This window comes from Flavobacterium hydatis (genome assembly GCF_000737695.1).
Taxonomy (GTDB): domain Bacteria; phylum Bacteroidota; class Bacteroidia; order Flavobacteriales; family Flavobacteriaceae; genus Flavobacterium; species Flavobacterium hydatis.
In genome coordinates, this window is record NZ_JPRM01000016.1 from 88,139 (window position 1) to 108,360 (window position 20,222).

General features: G+C 31.6%; 14 protein-coding genes. 4 read left to right on the top strand and 10 right to left on the bottom strand.

From position 1 onward, the window contains the following. Window positions 1-4: 4 nt before the first annotated feature. On the bottom strand, window positions 5-418 hold the full coding sequence (locus IW20_RS11975) for a response regulator (protein WP_035622428.1): 414 nt from the start codon (window positions 416-418) through the stop codon (window positions 5-7). 1 nt (window position 419) lies between these two features. Further along, window positions 420-2,132, bottom strand: a complete 1,713-nt coding sequence (locus tag IW20_RS11980) for a PAS domain-containing sensor histidine kinase (protein WP_035622431.1) — start codon at window positions 2,130-2,132, stop codon at window positions 420-422. Between the two features lie 172 nt (window positions 2,133-2,304). Here IW20_RS11980 and typA point away from each other — a divergent pair, with 172 nt between their 5' ends. Further along, window positions 2,305-4,101, top strand: coding sequence for a translational GTPase TypA (typA, locus tag IW20_RS11985; RefSeq protein ID WP_035622434.1), 1,797 nt, complete (start codon window positions 2,305-2,307; stop codon window positions 4,099-4,101). 219 nt (window positions 4,102-4,320) lie between these two features. On the opposite strand, the gene IW20_RS11990 is transcribed toward typA, so the two are convergent. From IW20_RS11990 to IW20_RS12000, 3 genes are read right to left on the bottom strand one after another with little or no spacing between them, the layout of a single operon-like run. After that, window positions 4,321-6,684, bottom strand: coding sequence for a T9SS type B sorting domain-containing protein (locus IW20_RS11990; protein ID WP_035622435.1), 2,364 nt, complete (start codon window positions 6,682-6,684; stop codon window positions 4,321-4,323). A 26-nt stretch (window positions 6,685-6,710) separates the two neighbouring features. Further along, the gene (locus tag IW20_RS11995; protein WP_035622437.1) at window positions 6,711-7,547 is read right to left on the bottom strand and encodes an ABC transporter permease; all 837 of its coding nucleotides are present in this window, start codon (window positions 7,545-7,547) and stop codon (window positions 6,711-6,713) included. A gap of 3 nt (window positions 7,548-7,550) precedes the next feature. Beyond that, the gene (locus IW20_RS12000; RefSeq protein ID WP_035622439.1) at window positions 7,551-8,462 is read right to left on the bottom strand and encodes an ABC transporter ATP-binding protein; all 912 of its coding nucleotides are present in this window, start codon (window positions 8,460-8,462) and stop codon (window positions 7,551-7,553) included. A gap of 98 nt (window positions 8,463-8,560) precedes the next feature. Here IW20_RS12000 and IW20_RS12005 point away from each other — a divergent pair, with 98 nt between their 5' ends. After that, complete coding sequence (locus IW20_RS12005) at window positions 8,561-9,613, top strand: hypothetical protein (RefSeq protein WP_035622441.1); 1,053 nt, start codon at window positions 8,561-8,563, stop codon at window positions 9,611-9,613. A gap of 19 nt (window positions 9,614-9,632) precedes the next feature. Next, a complete protein-coding gene (locus IW20_RS12010; protein ID WP_035622444.1) occupies window positions 9,633-10,493 on the top strand; it encodes a hypothetical protein in 861 nt (286 codons plus the stop codon). On the opposite strand, the gene IW20_RS12015 is transcribed toward IW20_RS12010, so the two are convergent. Then, entirely contained in the window at window positions 10,494-14,228 is a 3,735-nt protein-coding gene (locus IW20_RS12015; protein ID WP_035622446.1) for a metallophosphoesterase, read from the bottom strand. A 25-nt stretch (window positions 14,229-14,253) separates the two neighbouring features. Here IW20_RS12015 and IW20_RS12020 point away from each other — a divergent pair, with 25 nt between their 5' ends. Beyond that, window positions 14,254-15,435, top strand: a complete 1,182-nt coding sequence (locus IW20_RS12020) for a Pycsar system effector family protein (protein ID WP_035622447.1) — start codon at window positions 14,254-14,256, stop codon at window positions 15,433-15,435. A 2-nt stretch (window positions 15,436-15,437) separates the two neighbouring features. Here IW20_RS12020 and IW20_RS12025 read toward each other — a convergent pair whose 3' ends face one another. From IW20_RS12025 to IW20_RS12040, 4 genes are all read right to left on the bottom strand, one after another. Beyond that, window positions 15,438-17,801, bottom strand: coding sequence for a GAF domain-containing protein (locus IW20_RS12025; RefSeq protein ID WP_035622450.1), 2,364 nt, complete (start codon window positions 17,799-17,801; stop codon window positions 15,438-15,440). 144 nt (window positions 17,802-17,945) lie between these two features. Next, window positions 17,946-19,004 (bottom strand): nucleoid-associated protein, encoded by a 1,059-nt coding sequence (locus IW20_RS12030; protein ID WP_035622453.1) that lies wholly within the window; start codon window positions 19,002-19,004, stop codon window positions 17,946-17,948. A 42-nt stretch (window positions 19,005-19,046) separates the two neighbouring features. Beyond that, complete coding sequence (locus tag IW20_RS12035; RefSeq protein ID WP_035622455.1) at window positions 19,047-19,406, bottom strand: four helix bundle protein; 360 nt, start codon at window positions 19,404-19,406, stop codon at window positions 19,047-19,049. Between the two features lie 92 nt (window positions 19,407-19,498). After that, the gene (locus IW20_RS12040; protein ID WP_035622458.1) at window positions 19,499-20,038 is read right to left on the bottom strand and encodes an IS1096 element passenger TnpR family protein; all 540 of its coding nucleotides are present in this window, start codon (window positions 20,036-20,038) and stop codon (window positions 19,499-19,501) included. Window positions 20,039-20,222: the final 184 nt, after the last annotated feature.

A 20,222-nucleotide genomic window follows, 5' to 3' on the forward strand; every position in this document is an offset into this window, starting at 1 on the left:
CTGTTTAATCCATTTTGTCTTTTATATATTCAAGCATCTGTAGTGTGATGGGTTTCGAGAGGAAGTCAAGTATCATTGGGTATCTTTTTGCTTTTTCTAAATCTTCAGGATCTATGGTAGAGGATAGTATGATTACATTGGTGGTGTTAAAATCTGAGTAATTAGATGTAGAGAAATGATCAAGGAATTCCCAGCCTCCCATTACAGGCATATTTAAATCTAAGAAAATAAGCCTTGGTTTTTTATTATCAAGATCATTGAGTTTGGTGTTGTATTTAAGGGTGTTGAAATACAACAAAGCTTCTTCTCCGTTTTGTGCGGTTATTATTTCATTGGAAAATGCAGCTTTAGTGATTACTTTTTTGCATAGCATTAGTGCTATGGGGTCGTCGTCTATGCATAAAATTTGATCAAACATTTTATTTGTTTTTGAATATTAGAGTAAATGAAGTTCCTTTATTGACTTCGCTATCTATGCTAATTGTACCTCCCATTGTTTCGACTTGAGATTTTACAAGGTATAATCCAAGGCCTTTGCTGTCGGGGTAGTTGTGAAATCTTTGGTAAAGTCCGAAAACTTTATCTTTGTTTCTTTCAAGATCAATTCCAATTCCGTTGTCATTAAATGTTAATATGATGTTGTCGTCTATTTGATCAGCTGAAATAGTGATTTTTAATTTACGGTCTTCAGATCTGTATTTAATGGAATTGGTTAGTAGGTTTAATAATATGCTTTCTATGTAGGCTTTATTGATGTTTAGTACAGTTACTTTTTCAAACTTTAGTTTTATGATTGGCTTGTGTAATTCGATTTGAAAATTTAGTTGATTGAATACGTTTTCGAAAACTTCATTTAGTAAAACTTCTTCCTTTTGTATTGATGGATTGTCTTTGATTATGATAACTTTTACTAAGTCATTAATCGTTTCGTTTAATAAATGAGTCGACTTATTAAATCCGTTTAGGATTTCTTTTAATTCTTCGTTTTCAATCGGGATATCTTCTATTAGATTTAATAATCCAGTTAGATTTGATAAAGGTGATCTAAGATTGTGAGAGGTTATGTACGAGAATTGTTTTAAATCTTTATTATTTTGAGTTAGTTCTCTAATAAGGTGTTCTTTCTCTTTTTCTAGTTTTTTCTCTTCTGTTATGTCTCTTTGTATAGAAATCCAATGCGAAACTACATTTTCAGCATTAAAAATTGGAATCATAGAGTATCGAACCCAATATTCTTCTTTGCTTTTGGTGTAGCTAATGGTTTCTATTAAACATTCTTCTTTGTTCTTTATCGCTTTTATTAATTTTTGAAGTTCGCTTGAGTCGGAATTTGGGCCTTTAAAGATATTAGGTGATTTTCCTACTACTTCTTCAGATTGGTATCCTGACATTCGTGAGAAAGATGGATTTACATATACAATTCGTGGAATTTTACCATCATGAGAATCTGCTTCAGTAATTAGTATCGAATCTCGGGATTGGGTGATTACGGTTTCTAGTAGTTTTAGTCGCTGCTCTTCCTCTTTTTGTTTTGTGATATCTTGTATGGCTCCAATCATTCTAATAGCTCTTCCGTTTTCGTCTTTTAATAAAAAACTACGGTGAAGGACGTATTTATAAGTAGCATCGGCACATCTAAAACGGTATTGATCTTGCCATTTTTCGGTTTTTTGTTCTATAAATGAATATAGTTTTACCGACATTCTGATGCTGTCTTCAGGGTGGATTTTGTCAAACCACCATCTGGAATTATCTCCAACTTCTTCGGGTTTGTATCCAAAAACATTTTCGATTCCTTTATTCCAGGTGATGTTGTCTTCTTGGATTTTCCAATCCCAAATAGTGTCACTAGTAGCTTTTGAAACTATGTTATATTTTTCATTTGATTCTTTAATTTCATCATTCGATTTCTTTAGTTTTTCGAAAATTGTGATGTTTCTCTCGTCGTTTTTGGATAAGATATATCTGTAAAGTAGTCCGGTTAAGATGATGAAAACAAGGTCTTTTATGAAACTGAAGTAGTAGTATTGAGTGTTTGAAATATTGTTAAGGAGGTATTTATGGCAGATGATTGCCAGAAATAAAGAAATGACAAAGTAAATTAATGTAATTTGATTGGTTTTGTTTTTCATTACTCAAATATAATTAATAATTACCAAATTATTAAACATCAATTATAAGATATTTAAAAGCCTTGAAATAAAAGTGTTTTTTGAGTGTAATTGGTTAAGAATATGTAAACTATTCTCTAAATAGTTTTTATATTAAAAAAAAGTGTACCTTTGCACCCATTAAAAATCTCAGATGGAATCTATTAGAAATATTGCAATTATTGCCCACGTCGATCACGGTAAAACCACTTTGGTTGATAAAATTATGTATCACTGTCAGTTATTTCGTGACAACGAAAACACAGGTGATTTAATTCTTGATAATAATGATTTAGAGCGTGAGAGAGGTATTACTATTACTTCTAAGAACGTATCAGTTCAATACAAAGGAACAAAAATCAATATTATTGATACTCCTGGTCACGCCGATTTTGGTGGTGAAGTAGAACGTGTACTAAACATGGCCGATGGTGTGTGTTTACTAGTAGATGCTTTTGAAGGACCAATGCCACAAACTCGTTTCGTATTACAAAAGGCAATTGATTTAGGATTGAAGCCTTGCGTAGTTATCAACAAAGTTGATAAAGAAAACTGTACTCCAGAAGAAGTACATGAAAAAGTTTTTGACTTAATGTTTGAATTAGGTGCTAGTGAAGAGCAATTGGATTTCCCAACTGTTTATGGTTCTGCTAAAAACAACTGGATGTCTGATGATTGGAAAAATCAAACAGAAAACATTGAGCCTTTACTAGATATGGTAATTGCTAATGTTCCAGCTCCTAAAGTTTCAGAAGGAACTCCACAAATGTTAATTACATCTTTAGATTTCTCTGCATTTACAGGTCGTATCGCTATTGGTCGTCTTGAAAGAGGAGTTTTAAAAGAAGGTATGGCAATTTCTTTGGTAAAAAGAGATGGTAAAGTTATAAAATCAAGAATAAAAGAATTGCATACTTTTGAAGGACTTGGTCGTAAAAAAGTAGAGCAAGTAATTGCAGGTGATATCTGTGCGATTATTGGAGTTGAAGGTTTTGAGATTGGTGATACCATCGCTGATATTGAAAATCCAGAAGCTTTACAAACAATTGCTATTGATGAGCCTACAATGAGTATGTTGTTTACAATTAATGACTCTCCTTTCTTTGGTAAAGAGGGTAAATTTGTAACTTCTCGTCATATTAGAGAAAGATTAACAAAAGAATTAGAGAAAAACTTAGCTATGAAGTTAGGTGAAACTGATTCTGCTGATAAATTCATGGTTTTTGGTCGTGGAGTACTTCACTTATCTGTTCTTATTGAAACAATGAGAAGAGAAGGTTATGAATTACAAATCGGTCAACCACAAGTTATCATCAAAGAAATTGATGGTAAAAAATGTGAGCCAATTGAGGAATTAACAATCGATTTACCAGAAAATCTTTCAGGTAGAGCAGTTGAGTTCGTAACAGTTCGTAAAGGTGAAATGTTAAGCATGGAAACTAAGGGTGAGCGTATGATTATTAAATTTAATATTCCATCTCGTGGAATTATTGGTTTAAGAAATCAATTACTTACTGCTACTGCTGGTGAAGCTATTATGTCTCACCGTTTTATCGGATATGAGCCTTACAAAGGAGAAATTTCTGGACGTAACAAAGGTTCATTAATTTCTATGGAAAAAGGAAAAGCTATTCCTTATTCTATCGATAAATTACAAGATCGTGGTAAATTCTTCGTTGAACCAAATGCTGAAATTTACGAAGGTCAGGTAATTGGAGAAAACTCTCGTGCAGATGATATGTGTGTGAACGTAACTAAAGAGAAAAAACAATCTAACGTTCGTTCTTCTGGAAATGATGAAAAAGCAAGAATCATCCCTCCAATTATTTTTTCATTAGAGGAAGCTTTAGAGTACATTCAAAAAGATGAATATGTAGAGGTAACACCAAAATCTATTCGTTTGAGAAAAATCTATTTGACTGAAACTGATAGAAAAAGATTTAAAATCTAATCAGGATTTATATAATACTAAAAAAGCCATTCACATTGTGAATGGCTTTTTTATGTCTTATGATTTCTAAAATTAAGATTTATATTTTATGTATTTAGGAATTAAAAAATTAGATAGCTATTAAATTTTATTTATTGATTAGATGAAGTCATTTTTGATTGTCTAAATAGAAAGCATCAACAGACTTATTAATTAAATCTGTTGATGCTTATTTAATGTTTATCTTTTTAGGCTAAAGTGTCCTTTAATTTCTGTGCCATCAACAAATTTTAATGTAAACCAATAATCATCTGATGGTAGTTGACGGCCTCCGTAAGTTCCGTCCCATCCTGCACTTAGGGTATTCATTTGTTTTAATAATTTTCCATAACGATCAAAGATAGAGATGGTATAGTCTGGTAAATGCTCTAGATATTTAACTTTCCAAGTGTCATTATATCCATCTCCATTAGGAGTGAAGAATCTTGGATAGTCAAGAACATAAAAAGGAGCAGACATTGTTGTTCCGCAACCATTTTTATCTCTAGCAAAAGCATTGTAAATTCCAGCAGGTGTACCTTTGAATAAAGGGGCGTCCTGATAATTTTCTCCGTCTAATGAAAATTCATAATTTCCTATTCCTGTATATTCTATTAAAACTGAATTTTCATTTGCAGAAAAATCTTTAACCTGAGTCCCTGTAATTACTGCTACATCAGAGGCTATGACTTTAAATTTCTTTGTCTTTGTACATCCGTTTACATCTGATACGGTTACAGAGTAATTACCAGCAATATTAACAGGAATAGATGCAGCGGTAGAACCTGTATTCCATAAATAGCTTTCAAATCCAGTTGCTACAGATAAATAGATTGTAGCGTTTTTGCATAAATACTCCGTTTCATCTCCAAAATTAATAGGATCGAATACATGTACTATTAATTTTATTGGAGTTACTGCATAACAATCAGGACCATTTAGAATACGAGCATAAATGGTTTGGTCAAAAGCAATTGTATTGTTGAAATTATTAGGCAAACGATTTGTTTCAGTAATTGCATCACTTTCGCTTAAATAATAATTTACCACTAATCCAGAAGGTAGTCCATTTAAAAGTTGTGGTGTAACCTGTGTGTTTAAATTAAATTCATAAACACCATCAGTATCTTGGTCACATACTTCAATAGGAGGTGGAGAGAGTACAATGTTGCCAGCAATTTTTAAATAAAGCTCTGCATATTTAGTACAGCCGTATTTGTTTTCGACTCTTGCGTAAAGAATTTGTTGATCTATTCCATTAACAGGTAATGCATCAATATGTTGAGTGTTGGTATAAGTTGTAGGATTAGGAATTTGATTCAACTTATTTTCAGCGTCTGTTAATGATTCATAATATACTACAGTTACTTTTGGATCATTGTTTTTTATTAAAGGATCAGCTTTGGTTAAATTAAAGGTTGTGTATCCATCTGTGTCTATATCACATTGAACTAATGAACTATTAGTTACTACAATTTCTGGAGCATATTCAATTTTTATTTCAGAATCAGCTTCACAAGTTGTTGGATGCATAAGAACATTTACTCTGTATGTTCCGTCTTCTTTAACGGTGTAAGTAGGACCTGTTGCAGCATTGTCTTTTATACCGTCTTTATACCATTCGTAAGCGTAGTTTGTTCCTGCAGGTGAGCCAAGTTTTGTATCAAGGATTACTTCGTCGCCATAACATACGGGATTGTCTGTGCTTGTATCTCGATCTATACCTAAATTGATTTTAGAAGTAAAACTACCAGCCTCAAGAAAAATAGCCGAATCATAATATATGTTTCTATCGTCGGCAACTACTAATTTAATGTGATATGTTTTTCCAGCAATTACATCGCTTTCTGACTTCATTACGACAGTTTGTGCAGCATAATTTATAGGACTGGAAATTGGATTTGTTGAGTTGTATCCATTAAAGTATTTTTCATTTTCAGGCGGACATCCTTTTCTTCCCTCGGCAGGTTCTATTTTTGGATGAACAGTTGTAGATGAAACAGGGAAATCAGAATTTGGTAATATAGCCAGATTTTTATAAGGATCTGTGCTGCCTACTTCTTTTATAAGAAAGGCAAAACCATCTGAATATTCACATGGGTAGTATGATTGGTACTCATCTGAAGCAAAAATATAATTGAAGCTTATAAAGTTTGTTAAAGGAGTAAAATCAAATTCTAAAACTGTAGCATTTATAGAGGTTGTTATACCTAATGCTTGATTTAAATCGGCATCTCCTCCCCACAATGGGCTTGAGTTACCGCCGTTACTTTTGTTAAAAGGACCAACGGAGCTTCGACTTGTACCGGTACTCAGTATGACACCATCTTTAAAAGGAAAGTTACTTGTGCCTGCCGTAAAGTAAGCATAACTTTTTCTTCCGGTAGTATAATTATCTCCCGATGCTTTAGGATCCGATGTTGTCGCACAAGAACTATTAACTAATACTTTTTCTACTAATTCTTGTGCGGTCTTTGTATCATCGACAGTTATGTATTGTGCATTGGCTTTTATTCCGAGGCAAAATATAAATAAACTTGCTAATATTATTTTTTTTGATTCCATGATTTGCTAAAAATATAGCAAATATACTACAAATCTCGGCTCTTTAGTAGTTTATAAGAGAAGAAAACAAATAAGAGAGTCCAGATTAGAACGATTATGACTGAAATGTAGTCTACACTATAGTTTTTAGTGTTTTCAACTCCTATCTGTTCTCCGATACTTTTAATAACTGATAATCTGGAAAATGGCTCTATAATTAAATTAGACATAGCTTCTAAAGGAAGTAATCTGATAAAGTAATCGGCGATTTTACTGTCAGGGAAAATTACAAAAGCAAAAACAGTTTTTAAAATACCCTCAAGGATACTCCAAACTAACAGAAATCCTAAAGCGAATGCGGAACGTTTTACTAATATTCCTAAGAATAAACAGAAAGAAAAGAACCCCGTTAGCTTTACAAAAAAGGCTAAAAGATATTCCATTCCCGAAAATATGATTCCTACTTCGGTATAAGAAGAAAAGCATAATCCTAGAATTAAGCTCATTATAAATACAAATACAGTTGAGCAAAAGGCAAATAAAACTACTGTTAGGAATTTAGATAAAATAAATTCTTTCTTGCTTAAACCATCAATAAGGTTTTGCTTTAAAGTTCCATAACTATACTCATTGGCCATCATAGATACGATTACAATTGCTAAGAAAAACTTTAACCAAGCTGCAATGTAAGTGTTGAAATGCCAAATAAAAGGGAAGTTGAAAATTCCCATTTCGGCTAAATGAAATTTAAAAACGCCTAAATCAAATTTTATAGAGGCAATTAATGCGATAAAGGAAAGAAGGATAAAATAGGCTAACGTTAATGCACGACTGGCTTTGTTTTTCCAGATTTTTTGTAGTTCTATAGAGAGAAGTCTTTTCATGGTTTAATTATTTTGTGCAGAAGCGTTATTGGTTAGTTCTAGGAATTGTTCTTCTAAACTATTTTTACGTTTTACTAAATGACTTAGGGTGATGTTTTGTGAGAACAAAAACTTATTTAAGTCAGTTGAACTCAAGTCATTTTTTAAGTAAACTAAAACTTTTCCTTCTTCTTTAGCAACACGGTCTACTGCAGGATGAGTTTCGATTACAGTAATTAATTTTTCGGTATCGTCTGCCTGAACTTCAAAGAAACCTTCATTTGCTGACATTCCTCCAACTGGACCTGAATATAAAATCTCGCCTTTTCTTAAAACGACAACATGGCTACATACTTTTTCGACCTCATCTAATAAATGGGAAGCAAGTAAAATTGTTGTGCCTTGAGAGGCTATTTTTTTGATAATATCACGAATTTGGTGAATTCCTTGTGGATCTAAACCATTTGTTGGTTCATCCAGAATTAAGATTTCCGGGTCATTTAATAGAGCAGATGCAATAGCCAAACGTTGTTTCATACCTAATGAAAAAGTACTAAACTTGCTGGTTTTCCTTTCGTTTAAACCTACTAACTCTAATTTTTCGTTTATCTTAGAATAATCAATACTCTTAATTTTACAAACCAATTTCAGGTTTTCTTCGGCAGTCATGTAGGGATAAAAGTTAGGTCTTTCGATAATTGCACCTACTTTTTTTAATGCTTCATGAGTTTGTACTTTCCCGCCAAACCAACTGTATTGTCCAGAAGTTTTATTTACAACATTTAAAACAATTCCTAAAGTTGTAGATTTTCCGCTTCCGTTGGGACCTAGAATTCCATAAACGCGGCCTTTTTGAATCTCAAAAGAAATATCTTTAAGGGCCTGAATACGCCCATATCTTTTATGAAGGTTCTGTATTGTGAGTATTGTTTCCAAAATTATTTGTGGTTTTAGTTTTTAGTAAGACGTGTGAGATTAGTTTTTGTTACTGTTCAATTTTTATTTAATGTAAATTTGTATCAAATATATTCAAAATGAGTGAGCCTTTAATGTTTTTTAAAAAACCATCTTATCCATTAACAAATCCACTGTTGGATTATTTAGAACGTTATGAGCGAATCTCAAAAGTTTCGGTTTTTTATGATGATTTATTGCGATTTTCTGGTTCTATAACTGTGTACGACAAGAATGATAAAGACACTTTGTGGATTCGCGTTTATTATAATGAGTTCGAAAGAAATGAGATTGATTTGAATCTGAAAAAAATCTATTCTCTTTTGCATTCTGATGGTAATACAGATATTATTCAGTACTTAAATGTCGATGCAATTGATTATTGTACGTTTGGAAATTCTAAACCTTTCAGGATTAAAGTTCGAAATATTTTAAATGATAATTATGTCCATTTTTATATAAAAAAGGCTGATGCTTCGCGAATTTATGGTCTCGAATTAGAAGAAATATTATCTCCGGATAAAATAAATTTTTTGGTTTATAAAGACACTTTAATCGAAGAGCATATAATTGGTATTCCAGGAGATATTTTTATGAATACCTTGCTTAAAAATTGTACCGAAACCGAAAAATCACAAATTGCCAAAGAGTTTGTAAAGTTTAATGAACGTTGTATGATTAGGCTTTTGGGAGATATGCGAGCTTATAATTATGTTATTGTCCCAATTCATGATTTTGACCAAGTAGTATATAAAATTCGTCCAATCGATTTTGATCAGCAATGTTATGAAGGGAATTTTAAAGTTTATCGTCCTCAGTTTTTCAAAGAAAATTATCCTATGATTGAGTTGGTTAAGGATAAATTAGAAGATCGATCGATAGTACAGTATAAAGACGAAGAACGAGCTATTTTGGCCAAGCGTATTCACTCGGCAGATAACAGAATTAAAAAATTATTGCATATTATGAGTGAGGATAATATTTCGCCTGAAGCAAATTTGAATCAACTAAAAATGGAATTGTATCGTTATACTAATGATTTGAATTTTAAAAATGCAAAATCAATGGGACACATTATGTCAGCAGCATTTGGTTTTATCACTAGGAATTTTAAAAACACTAATTTAATCTAGAATCTTAAATTACTATTATATGAAAAATTATATCTCAATTATTGTTGCATTTATTTTGTTGGCTTGTCAGCAAGATTCTACCGTATTGGAAACGTTATACTCTCTGCCTAAGAAATTAAAAGAAGTTTCAGGGATAATTTATTCTCCTGAAAACAGTATACTCTGGACTTTAGAAGATAGTGGTAATGCTAATAAAATTTATGGATTAAACGCTCAAGGCGAACTTGCCAAAACGGTAACAATTACAAATGCTACAAATGTAGATTGGGAAGATATTACAAAAGACAAAGCAGGGAATTTATACATTGGCGATTTTGGAAACAACGATAATATTCGTAAAGATTTATGTATTTATAAAATTGACAAATCAGCTTTAGGAAAAGAAAATGCCGTTTCTAGTTATAAAATTTCATTTGCTTATCCTGAACAAAAAGATTTCCCTCCTAAGAAATCCGAAATGTTTTACGATGTCGAAGGTTTCTTCGAATTTAATAATAACTTCTATTTGTTTACTAAAAACAGAAGCAAGAATTTTGACGGAACGGCTTCTATTTATAAAATACCAAATGCTGCTGGAAAACAAAAAGCAACTTTAGTAGGCACTTTTAAAACATGTAGTAACTACAATCATTGTGCAATTACTAGTGCTGCAATTAGCCTAGATACTAAAAAAGTAGTTGTTTTATGTCATGATAAAATAATCCTTTTTCAAGATTTTCAAGGAGATAATTTCCTTAAAGGAACACAAACCGAAATAGATTTAGGTCATTTTTCTCAAAAAGAAGCAGTTGCCTTTAAGGATAATAAAACGTTATTAATAGCCGACGAAAAAACAAAAAAAATAGGAGGTATGGTATATGAATATAGTTTTAAAAAATAATTAAAACCCAAATCCTATACCAAACGCAATTCTAGCTCTTTCGTCTACGCTTTTAAAATAAGTAAGTCTAGCAGTGATAACATCCAATCCGTTGAGCCATAAACCGCCTCCAAAGGATTGGTGCCACTTGTTAGAATCTTCTCCTGTAACCCAAACACGACCATAATCAAATCCGCCAAGGATTCCGTAAGACATAGGCAAGATGCTTTTTCTTATTTTTCCAAGATTCCAACGGATATCACTACTTTGGTAAAAAGATTGGTTTCCTAAAAAACGTTGGTTTCTGTACCCTCTTAAATCATAATCACCACCCAAAGTTGCTCCTTGATAAAAGTCGAAATTATTATTAAAGAGAATTTTTGATTTAATAATAGTAGCAAAAACAAACTTTCCATTAGAATCAATTTTGTGATTAAAGTTGATTTTACTTTCTAATGTTGGGAAATTTTGTTTGCTATTATCCAAATTCATTTTCCAGCTTCCAGCTATCGAAAATCCAAACCCCATAGAAGGGAATGATTGTAAATCGTAATTTTCAAAACTATATTTTACTGTTGCTCCAGCAAATTGCTGACTCTGGAAAACATCAGGATTAGTAGCTCCAGGAACATTTATAAATCTTCCAGAGGTTTCTTCTATTCTGATTTTTTCGAAAGTTGTGGCAAAGTTTATTTCACTTCCATATTTACCTACTTTTTTAATAGATGGAGTTACTTTTAGAGCTCGCATACGAACACGGTTGTAATCCATTCCTAAATCTTCATCATTATTAACGGTTTCGTTACCATAACCAAAATAGTTAATAGTAAAATTAGGACTGGTTAAAATAGATTGAATATCAAAATCCCATTTGCCTAAAACTTTAGGGAAATGCCCATCGTAAATAAGTTCGTATCCATTGGTTGCAAAAAAGTAATTGGCTTTTAAAATGTGTTTTTGCGTATATGGATTCTGTTTAAATCTGTTTACAGTATAATTAGCAATAAACCCTAGTTTTACTCCATCATCTGGATTATAACCGCCAAAAGGCAAACCAGAGAAAGCATTGTATTTTACTTTTTCATAGTCATAAAGATTAGTTTGGTAATCATCTGTGAGTACTGTTCTGGTTTTAGAATCTATATTGTAGGTATTGTTTTTTGATTTAAAATCATAAATTTTGACTCTTTTTCCGTTAGTAATGGCGTATGTATCATTGTTCTGTCCGCCAATTAATCGAATATTTATTCGAGAATTATGATCTCCTTTTACTTCAAAAATATCATCATCATCTAATCCATAAACCCAAAGATTTTTGGTTTTGCCAGCGGTGAAATTTTTAGTGTAAATTAATTCATCGCCCGTTTTCTTAATACGATATACATCAACATCAAGTTTGTCTTTTGCTTTATGCGTAATTATAAATTTGTCTTTTTTGTCGGTTCCAACTATTAAAACTGTCTTTTCTAAAACTTTATAATATTCGGTTGCATATTTTTGAAGCTCCTTTTTTCTAAGTTTTAATTTGCGTTTAATATCTGCAAGAGTTCCATCTTGTACTTCTTTAGGTAAATTATTAAAAGCTGCATCAATATCGGCATCGCTAAGATTTTCCTGAATATATTTGGCTTGATCAATCCAATCTTTTTCATGAGCAGTTTTAAGGAAAGCAATATCTTGTGGATAAGGTTCACGATTAAACCATTTTACATTTTTAATGTCATCTTTAAATGTCTGCATATGGCGTAACGCTGGCATATGCATTAAAAGTGAAAGTAATGCACCATCATATTTTGTAAACGCTTGATCTCTATCTCTAGGAATTGGTTTGTAAACTATTTTATCTCCTTCATGATATTCGCCCCAACGCCATTGGTCACTATGTCTGTCCCAATCGCCAATAAGCATATCAAATAATCGGGCTTTTATGTACTCTTTTTCATCAATGGTATACTTTTCATCCTTATGAAGATTTTTCATTACATCATCGGTGCTAATAATGTCCAACGGATTACCAAAACTTTTTACACTTATTTGGTTACTTGCCGGACGTTCCTCAACCATGTATAATTCATTTCCAAAATTATAATTATACCCTTTAAGGGTTTCTTGCTTTGGTATATAATACAAAACAGGATTAGTATGCGATACTCCAATTTTATCTGCCAGATTTCCTACTGCAAATGGGGTATAAGGATGAGAAGTGGTGTAAAAGTCGAATAAAAAGTTCTCGGCGTATGTTTTATCAAATTGATTTTCGACAAACTGATCCTTAAATGCTACGGCTTGAAGAAAACGTGATGCACTTTTTTTCAAAGCACGCATAACATATTCTTTTCCGTCTTTATCTACAATTCGTAAGGATTTAGATTGATGTCCTCCTCCTTCACGTTTTGGTTTTACACCTCCAAAAAGAGTATCTAAGGAAAGTGTTGTAGCTTCAATGGGTAAGCTGTAATATTTTCTGTAATGTTGCCCAAATAAAAACTTATGAAAAATACTTTTCTTAGTCATTTCGGGTGAGTAAATAGAAGCTTTTGTAATTGCATTAAATTTACTTGGTAGGTTCTCGTGGTAAACAGTATCTTTTACTGTGATGATGTTTTGATCAAACAAGAGTTTTTCTTTGTTATTTTCATTTCCATAAAAAGCAAGTCTTGTATCTCCATTTTTGTAGAGAGATAATGAAGCATAACCATTCCCTCCGTATGAAAAATCATTTGGGAATACTGCTTTTGCAGCTTCAGATTTTGAACCTGCACCACTTATAATTTGCTTTATACTACTATTGTTAATGTATTGTAGGTTGTGATCATGACCAGAAATTACAATAACATTATCCTGACTTTGCAAAAGCGTTTTTACTCTTTTTATAAATTGTGTATAGGTCTTATTTTGTATGTCTTGCGGACTTACTCCAGAAGTTTTTCTGATTAAGTTTATTACGGAACCAACTACTGGTAACGGGATTTTTTGTTCAAGAGGGAATAACTGTTTTTCTAATGAAAATTGACCTCCGTGTGTGCCATTACTCATTAAAGGATGATGAACTGCTATAAGAACTGTTTTGTCTTGGTTTTTGTTTAAAATACTTTCTAGTTCATCAAAAAAAGCATCACGAGTTTTAATGTCGCAATTGTCATTTATAGTCGGGTTATCATCCCAATCTTCTAGAAACCATTGGCTATCTATAACAATTAAAGTAGTTTTTTTATTGATTTTTAATTCTTCGATAGCACAAGTTTTTTGTGGTAAGAATGCTTTTTTATCGTTTAGATAAGTGGTCACGAATTTTGACTGACGTTCCATTCCTTTAATTCCGCTATACCAATCGTGGTTACCAGGAATAAAAATTGTTTTTCCTTTATACCCTTTAGTTAATTCTAACTGGTTTGTTAGCTTTTTTTCGGCAAGATCTTTTGCTTCTGGGTTATCATTATTAGGAAAACCTTTAGGATAAATATTATCTCCTAAAAATAAAAGTGTCGAGTTTTTATCTGAGTTTTGAAGCCTTTTATGCAAAAGTTCAAGCGTTTGTTGAGCTTGCACTTCGTCAGCATTTCCTGCATCTCCAACTAAATACAGAGTATGGGCAATTTTTGAAGTATCTAATGCGTTTTGTGAAATAGGATTTTTGACATCTTTCCCAAATTGTGCGTGATGTGTTGCGCAAGATTGAATTAAAAATGAACCTGAAATTCCAATTAAATAAGGGTTAATCTTATTTATAAAATGATTATCCGAAAACAATTTCATAATTTAGTAGTATAAAAATATGTTTATGACCCTATTAGAGCAGTCCGAAGATTTTGTTTATAACTTACTCAAAGATAAACTTTCTATTTTATATTCGTACCATAATTTTAACCACACAACTAATGTTGTGAATGCTGTTAAGGAGCTGTGTGCCAATGAAAATATAGGGGTAGATGATAAAGAGATGCTTTTGGTTGCAGCTTGGTTTCATGATACAGGGTATGTAAAAGGGAATAACGATCATGAAAAAGAGAGTGTAAGAATTGTAACCGATTTTTTAAGTGATAAAAATAAATCCGTTGAGTTTATCGAGAAAGTTTCCGATTTAATTGCTGCTACTGCAAAATGTTATGAGCCTAAAACGCATTTAGAAAAAATTATAAAAGATGCTGACTATGTTCATATTACAACTGTTGAGTACGTTTATAGTTGTGAACTTTTAAGATTGGAATGGCAGAATACTGAAAATAAGCTATTCTCAAACGAAGAATGGGCAACAATAAATCTTGATTTTTTAGAAAATAAACACCATTTTTATACTGATTATGCCAAAGAAAAATGGCAACCTTTGAAAGAGAAAAATTTAAAAAAGATTCATAAAGAAATGGATAAACAAGAATCGAAAATTAGTGGAGAGTTTGGAGAAGTAGCTAAAAAGAAAAAAAATAAATTAGAAAAACCAGATAGAGGAATTGATACCCTTTTTAGAGTAACATTGGGTAATCATACCCGATTAAGTGGCATTGCCGATAGTAAAGCCAATATTCTTTTGTCTGTAAATGCTATTATTATTTCGATAGCGCTTTCTACAATTATTCCCAAATTAGATAGTCCTAAGAATGCACATTTGGTAATCCCAACTTTTATAATGTTGATATCTAGTGTTATCACTATAATTTTTGCCATACTTTCGACAAGGCCAAAAGTTACGACTGGAGTTTTTACACGTGAAGATATCGAAGCAAAAAAAATCAATTTATTGTTCTTCGGGAATTTTTACAAAATGCCTTTGCATGAGTACGAATGGGCAATGAATGAAATGATGAAAGACAAAGATTATCTATACGGTACAATGATCAAAGATTTATATTATCTGGGAGTTGTGCTCGAAAGAAAATACCGCTTGCTAAGAGTTGCTTACAATCTTTTTATGATTGGTATCATTATTACAGTCTTAGCATTTGTAGCAGCTTTCAGAATGCTTTAAACTCATTTTAATTCATCTAGTAAATCCTGATATGTGATTTTTAGAGCAGATGGAACATTATTTACCACTTTTACCCGAATAGCTTTTAGACCAGATACACCTTGTAAATCTTCTACCTCAAATTGTTCTATTTGAGGTTCTAGTATTTTTTTGAATTGTAGGTATTTAATATATTTTAAATACTCTGCTTCTTCATTGTTATGAGAAAATACAATCGTTATTTTTTCTTTTTCGGTAATACGTTCTTTGCTATCCTTGATGTGTGCTTTATCAATACGTTTTTTTACAACTTCATATCGTGCATTATAAGTTCCATCTACATCAAAACGTTTTTCATCCATTCGGAAACGGATAGAAATAGGGGAGCTAAATACCAAAATCAAGGAGGTAACATCAAGGTCGTATGGCAATGAAGTTTTAAGCTGATGATGCTCTAATTCCATTTCGCATAATGTTTGTAACTGCCACAATCTTAAATTATGCAGATACATTACATCAAATGGTTTTGTTGGCGCAATAGAAGCTCCTATGTACAAATTGTGTTCAACACCATCAGTCTTGAATCGTTCGTAATAATGCGGATATATTTGTTGTGCTTCAATTTGCTTTTTATCAAGAATAGCAGCAAGTTTTTTGTTGATAATAGACATTGCATTATCAAATTTCTTTCTTTCCTGATAAAATAAACCAGTTTTCTCGTCTAGACTTTCAAAGTATTTTTGTTCAAGTTTCTCTGCTTTAGAATTGCTTTTGGTGTTTCTTAAAATCGGATGTATTTCGTCTTCAATATACCGCTGAATGTGTTGTTCTGAATCTGCTTTTAAGGGTGAATCAAGTTCTTCCAGTAGCGAATGTAATTCGAACTTGCGTTGTTCCAGAAGAATTAAGTTTGAATTTTCTTTTTGATTTTCAAAAATTTCCAGCAACATTTCCAATTGATTTTTCAAATCACATTTTACTGTTTCATTTCGGTGTTCCGAAGAACCTTTAATGTCAATTTGTCCATATAAAGGGAAAACTTCTTTAAAGACAATTTCTTTAAAAATATAATCTTTTGTCTGATTGCTGTTTTGGAAATATTTTTCAGATTCTTTTCTAAATTTCCAATAAACACTCGGATGGATAGTAGTATATTCTCTCTGAATTACTGCTTCTATCTGATGTTGCATATCGATATTGTATCTTTCGATGGTATCGACCAAATAAGGAATAATCAAGTTTAGTTTGGTTGCATTTATGGTATTAAGTACTCTTGGGTCAGACGAAACTAATTCGACCACGCCCAATAAATGACCGTCTTTTATAATTGGCGCAAAAACACAACTGTTTATGTTTTGTTTTAGTAAGTGCTCACCAAGTCTTTTGTTATCTGATTCTTCTATGAATTTTTTGACATTAGAAATTACAAGTGGTTCTTTTTTATTTAATAGATTTTCAAAAGAACATCCAAAAAAAGCATTTTTACAATCTATCTCCTGATCTTTAGAAAGTAAAAAACTTTGTAGCTTATTTTCAAATTTCATCGGGCGGATGAATTTTTCTTCTTCTGGATTGTAAATAATGAAACCTACTTTTAAGTTAGGAACTTTAAAAATTGATTTAAAAATGCCTGTTATAATTTCATCAGTTCCTACAGTGTTTGCGTCCGATTTTAATAGATTACTTTTAAAATTAGAAATAGCATTCTCAGTTGTAGCATCAAATAAAACAATAATACCAAATCCTTTTAGAGTCCAACTCCCTACAGGGAATTTTTCTTTCCACAAAGCAACATTATCATAATTATCAATCAGCAAATCGATATCTTCTTGTGTTAGTTTTAGAGCATCGTCAGAAGGAATTATTTCCATGAAATCGGCATTATACAAAATTCGATAATGATTTATGATTCCGTCAGCATTTGGAATATCATAGAAAAAAGGTTTGTTGAAGTCTATATTTTGTTTGTAGTAAGCACTCAAAATTAAGCAACAATTAGTGATATAAAATTCCTGATCATCAAAGTCACGTATGGTCACGTCAAAATTTGTACCTGCGTCTTTAAGTATCTTTTTGAATCTTTCGGTATAGTTGAATGTGAAGTTCTGAAATGGAACCGTAACAGCTTTAATTTCATTATTAGTTAATGCTGTAGGGAATAAATCGGCTAATAAATGGCTGATTAAAGTTTCATTTTTTTTAATCACCGAGAAATCTTCTATTCCTGTTCTAAATTCAGGGAAATTCTCTACTTCTTTCAAAAGTGCCTTGGCATAATTAGAACGATAATCGACGTCTGATTGTGCAATTTGCTCTAAAACTTCAATAATTTTATGAAACGAGATTAGAGTTTTAAAAGGGCTTTCGTTGAATAAATGATATTTCATAGGAGTATTATTTATTAGTATACAAAATTACTAATAAACAGCATCTAAGCCCTTTATTTTTGCCTTTATTTTATAAAAAAAAGCCTCAACTATGCAGTTGAGGCTTTGATTTTGAGTAAGTGTGAAATTGAATAAGAACTAATATTAACTCTTCTCTTCTTTATTGAAGTAAACTAAGTAGTAATACATTTGTTTTTCTTCATCCCAACCTTTTTCTACAAATTTCTCAGCACTTTCTGGATTAATAAAATCCATCTTAATTTGTATATGAGTATCTAAGTTGATAACGTTTTTGATAGATTTTCTTGCATCAGAAACTGCAGAGTTTGCAATAGGGAAGGTTGTAACATCTTCTATACTGTATTTCTCTCCTTTATCAACTTTATAATTTTTAAATTCAGGAATTAAATCTGGATTGTCTAATACTTCGTTAAGGAAGTTAGTTTCTTCAAACTGGTCGTTCTTTGCAAAATAATTCACAGAACGGTTCATGAACATTACTTCTTCTTTTTTGTCTTCTGCTGGCAATACTACATCTTTTGCAAAGCTCTGACAGAACTTTAAATATTTTTTTGTGATGAAGTTTTCATCTTCAAAAGCATCTACAGATAAAAAGTGCTCTAACCAGTAACGTGCATCATAACGGTTACTATCTACAGTTAGGATTTTATAACCTTCCTCTTTTTTATAATTAAAGATTAAACACCCTTTGTCTAGTTTGTTAAGGTTGATGCCTTGTTGCAAAATCATCTCAAGGTTGCTATCTTTTTCTTCAAATTGTAAAAAGTCTGCTTGTAACTCACTTTTAAAAATTCCAATTGCATCAACAACATTATTATCGATGCTTAAGTTGGTTAAATACGTTACATAAACCTCACCGTTTTTAATATGCGGGTGGTTTGATTGCTCGTATAAATGCGTAGTAATCCTTTTTGAAACTTCTTGTAAATTTCCTGGATTGTCAAAAATCTCAGTAGCATATTTAAACATGTCGTTATAATCCAAATCGACTTCGTGCGCAAACTGATAATAGTTTTCTTCTTTCTCTCTAAAAGGCTTGAAAAAGTATTCTTTTATCAAAGGAACAATCTCATCATTTAGATTAAATGGTTGGTCTGATAAAAAAATAGCTTCGTTTCTGCTCTTGTTTCCTACGCGGTGAATCGCAAGCGTGTCGATGTGGGTGTTGAAAAGGTTTATCATCTTTTTAGGTTCTGAGTTGCTAAGTTTTAAAGGTACTGAGATTTAGTTTCTTTCTTTTAATTTATTAATAAAAGAAACCAACATTCTCTCTACTTCTCGACTATCCTCATATAAATTATTAAATTCGTCTTCGTTTAGATATGATATATTTTTAGCAATTTCTAATTGCGTTTGCATTTCAAATAAAGAACCTATTGAAATGTTTAAAAAACGTAAAAAATCTTTGTTACTTTCTCTTCCATATCCTTCAGCAATATTGCTTGGAATTGAAATCGAGCTTCGTCTTATTTGTGAAGTTAATCCGAAGACTTCTTCTTTTGGAAAATTATTTGTTGAAATATAGATTTTGGTAATTAGGGACATTGATTTCTGCCAGATTAAAAGCTTTTTGAAATTGCTCATATTTAGAAAATTTAATTTCAATAAATATAAGAATATTCTTTAATGAAAAGTCTTAGAATCTTAGCGACTCAGAACCTTAGTACCTCAAGAATTTAATTCCAATTCTCTTCAAATCCATAATCTTCGAAACTATCGTCTCCTTCAAACATGTCTAAATCGTCTTCGTCTAGATCATCTTCAAATTCGCCATAGATATCATCATGCATATCTGCTTCAAAGTTTTTTTCTCCTGAATCATCTGGCATTTCACCATGAGAGAAAAGAGTTTCTGGGTAGGTATTACCAACAGCTTGGTCTTCTATTGCAGCTAGTTCAACCAAAAATGTCCACATATGGATAAAATCGTAGACATATATAATTTTAGTGTTTTCTTTATCTAATATATCTGATAAAGTATAATCACTCATTGTTTTTTGTTCGCCAAGAACATCTCCGGTATCAAAAAGTGGAATTTCATCCTCTTGATTCCAAGTTTCATCGCAGGTATAAAATGAAGCTACTTCCATTCCGTCAAAACCAAAAGCATTGAAGATGGCATTGTGTAAATCTTCTAAAGTATCTTCTTCAAGAATTGCTATATCTCTAAAAATATCTTCTTCTGCATCTAGAATTACTCTAAATTTATAAACCATAACTTAACTATTTTTTTGTTTTTATTGCTGCTAAAAAGCAAGTGCAAATATACTCTATAAATATTATTTCGCAATGAAATAAATCTTTATTGTGTTTGGTAATACCACATAATTATTCGTAAGAAGGTTGTATAATATGAGGTCGTATTTACTAATAAAGATAGTTTTTTATCCTAAATAAAGT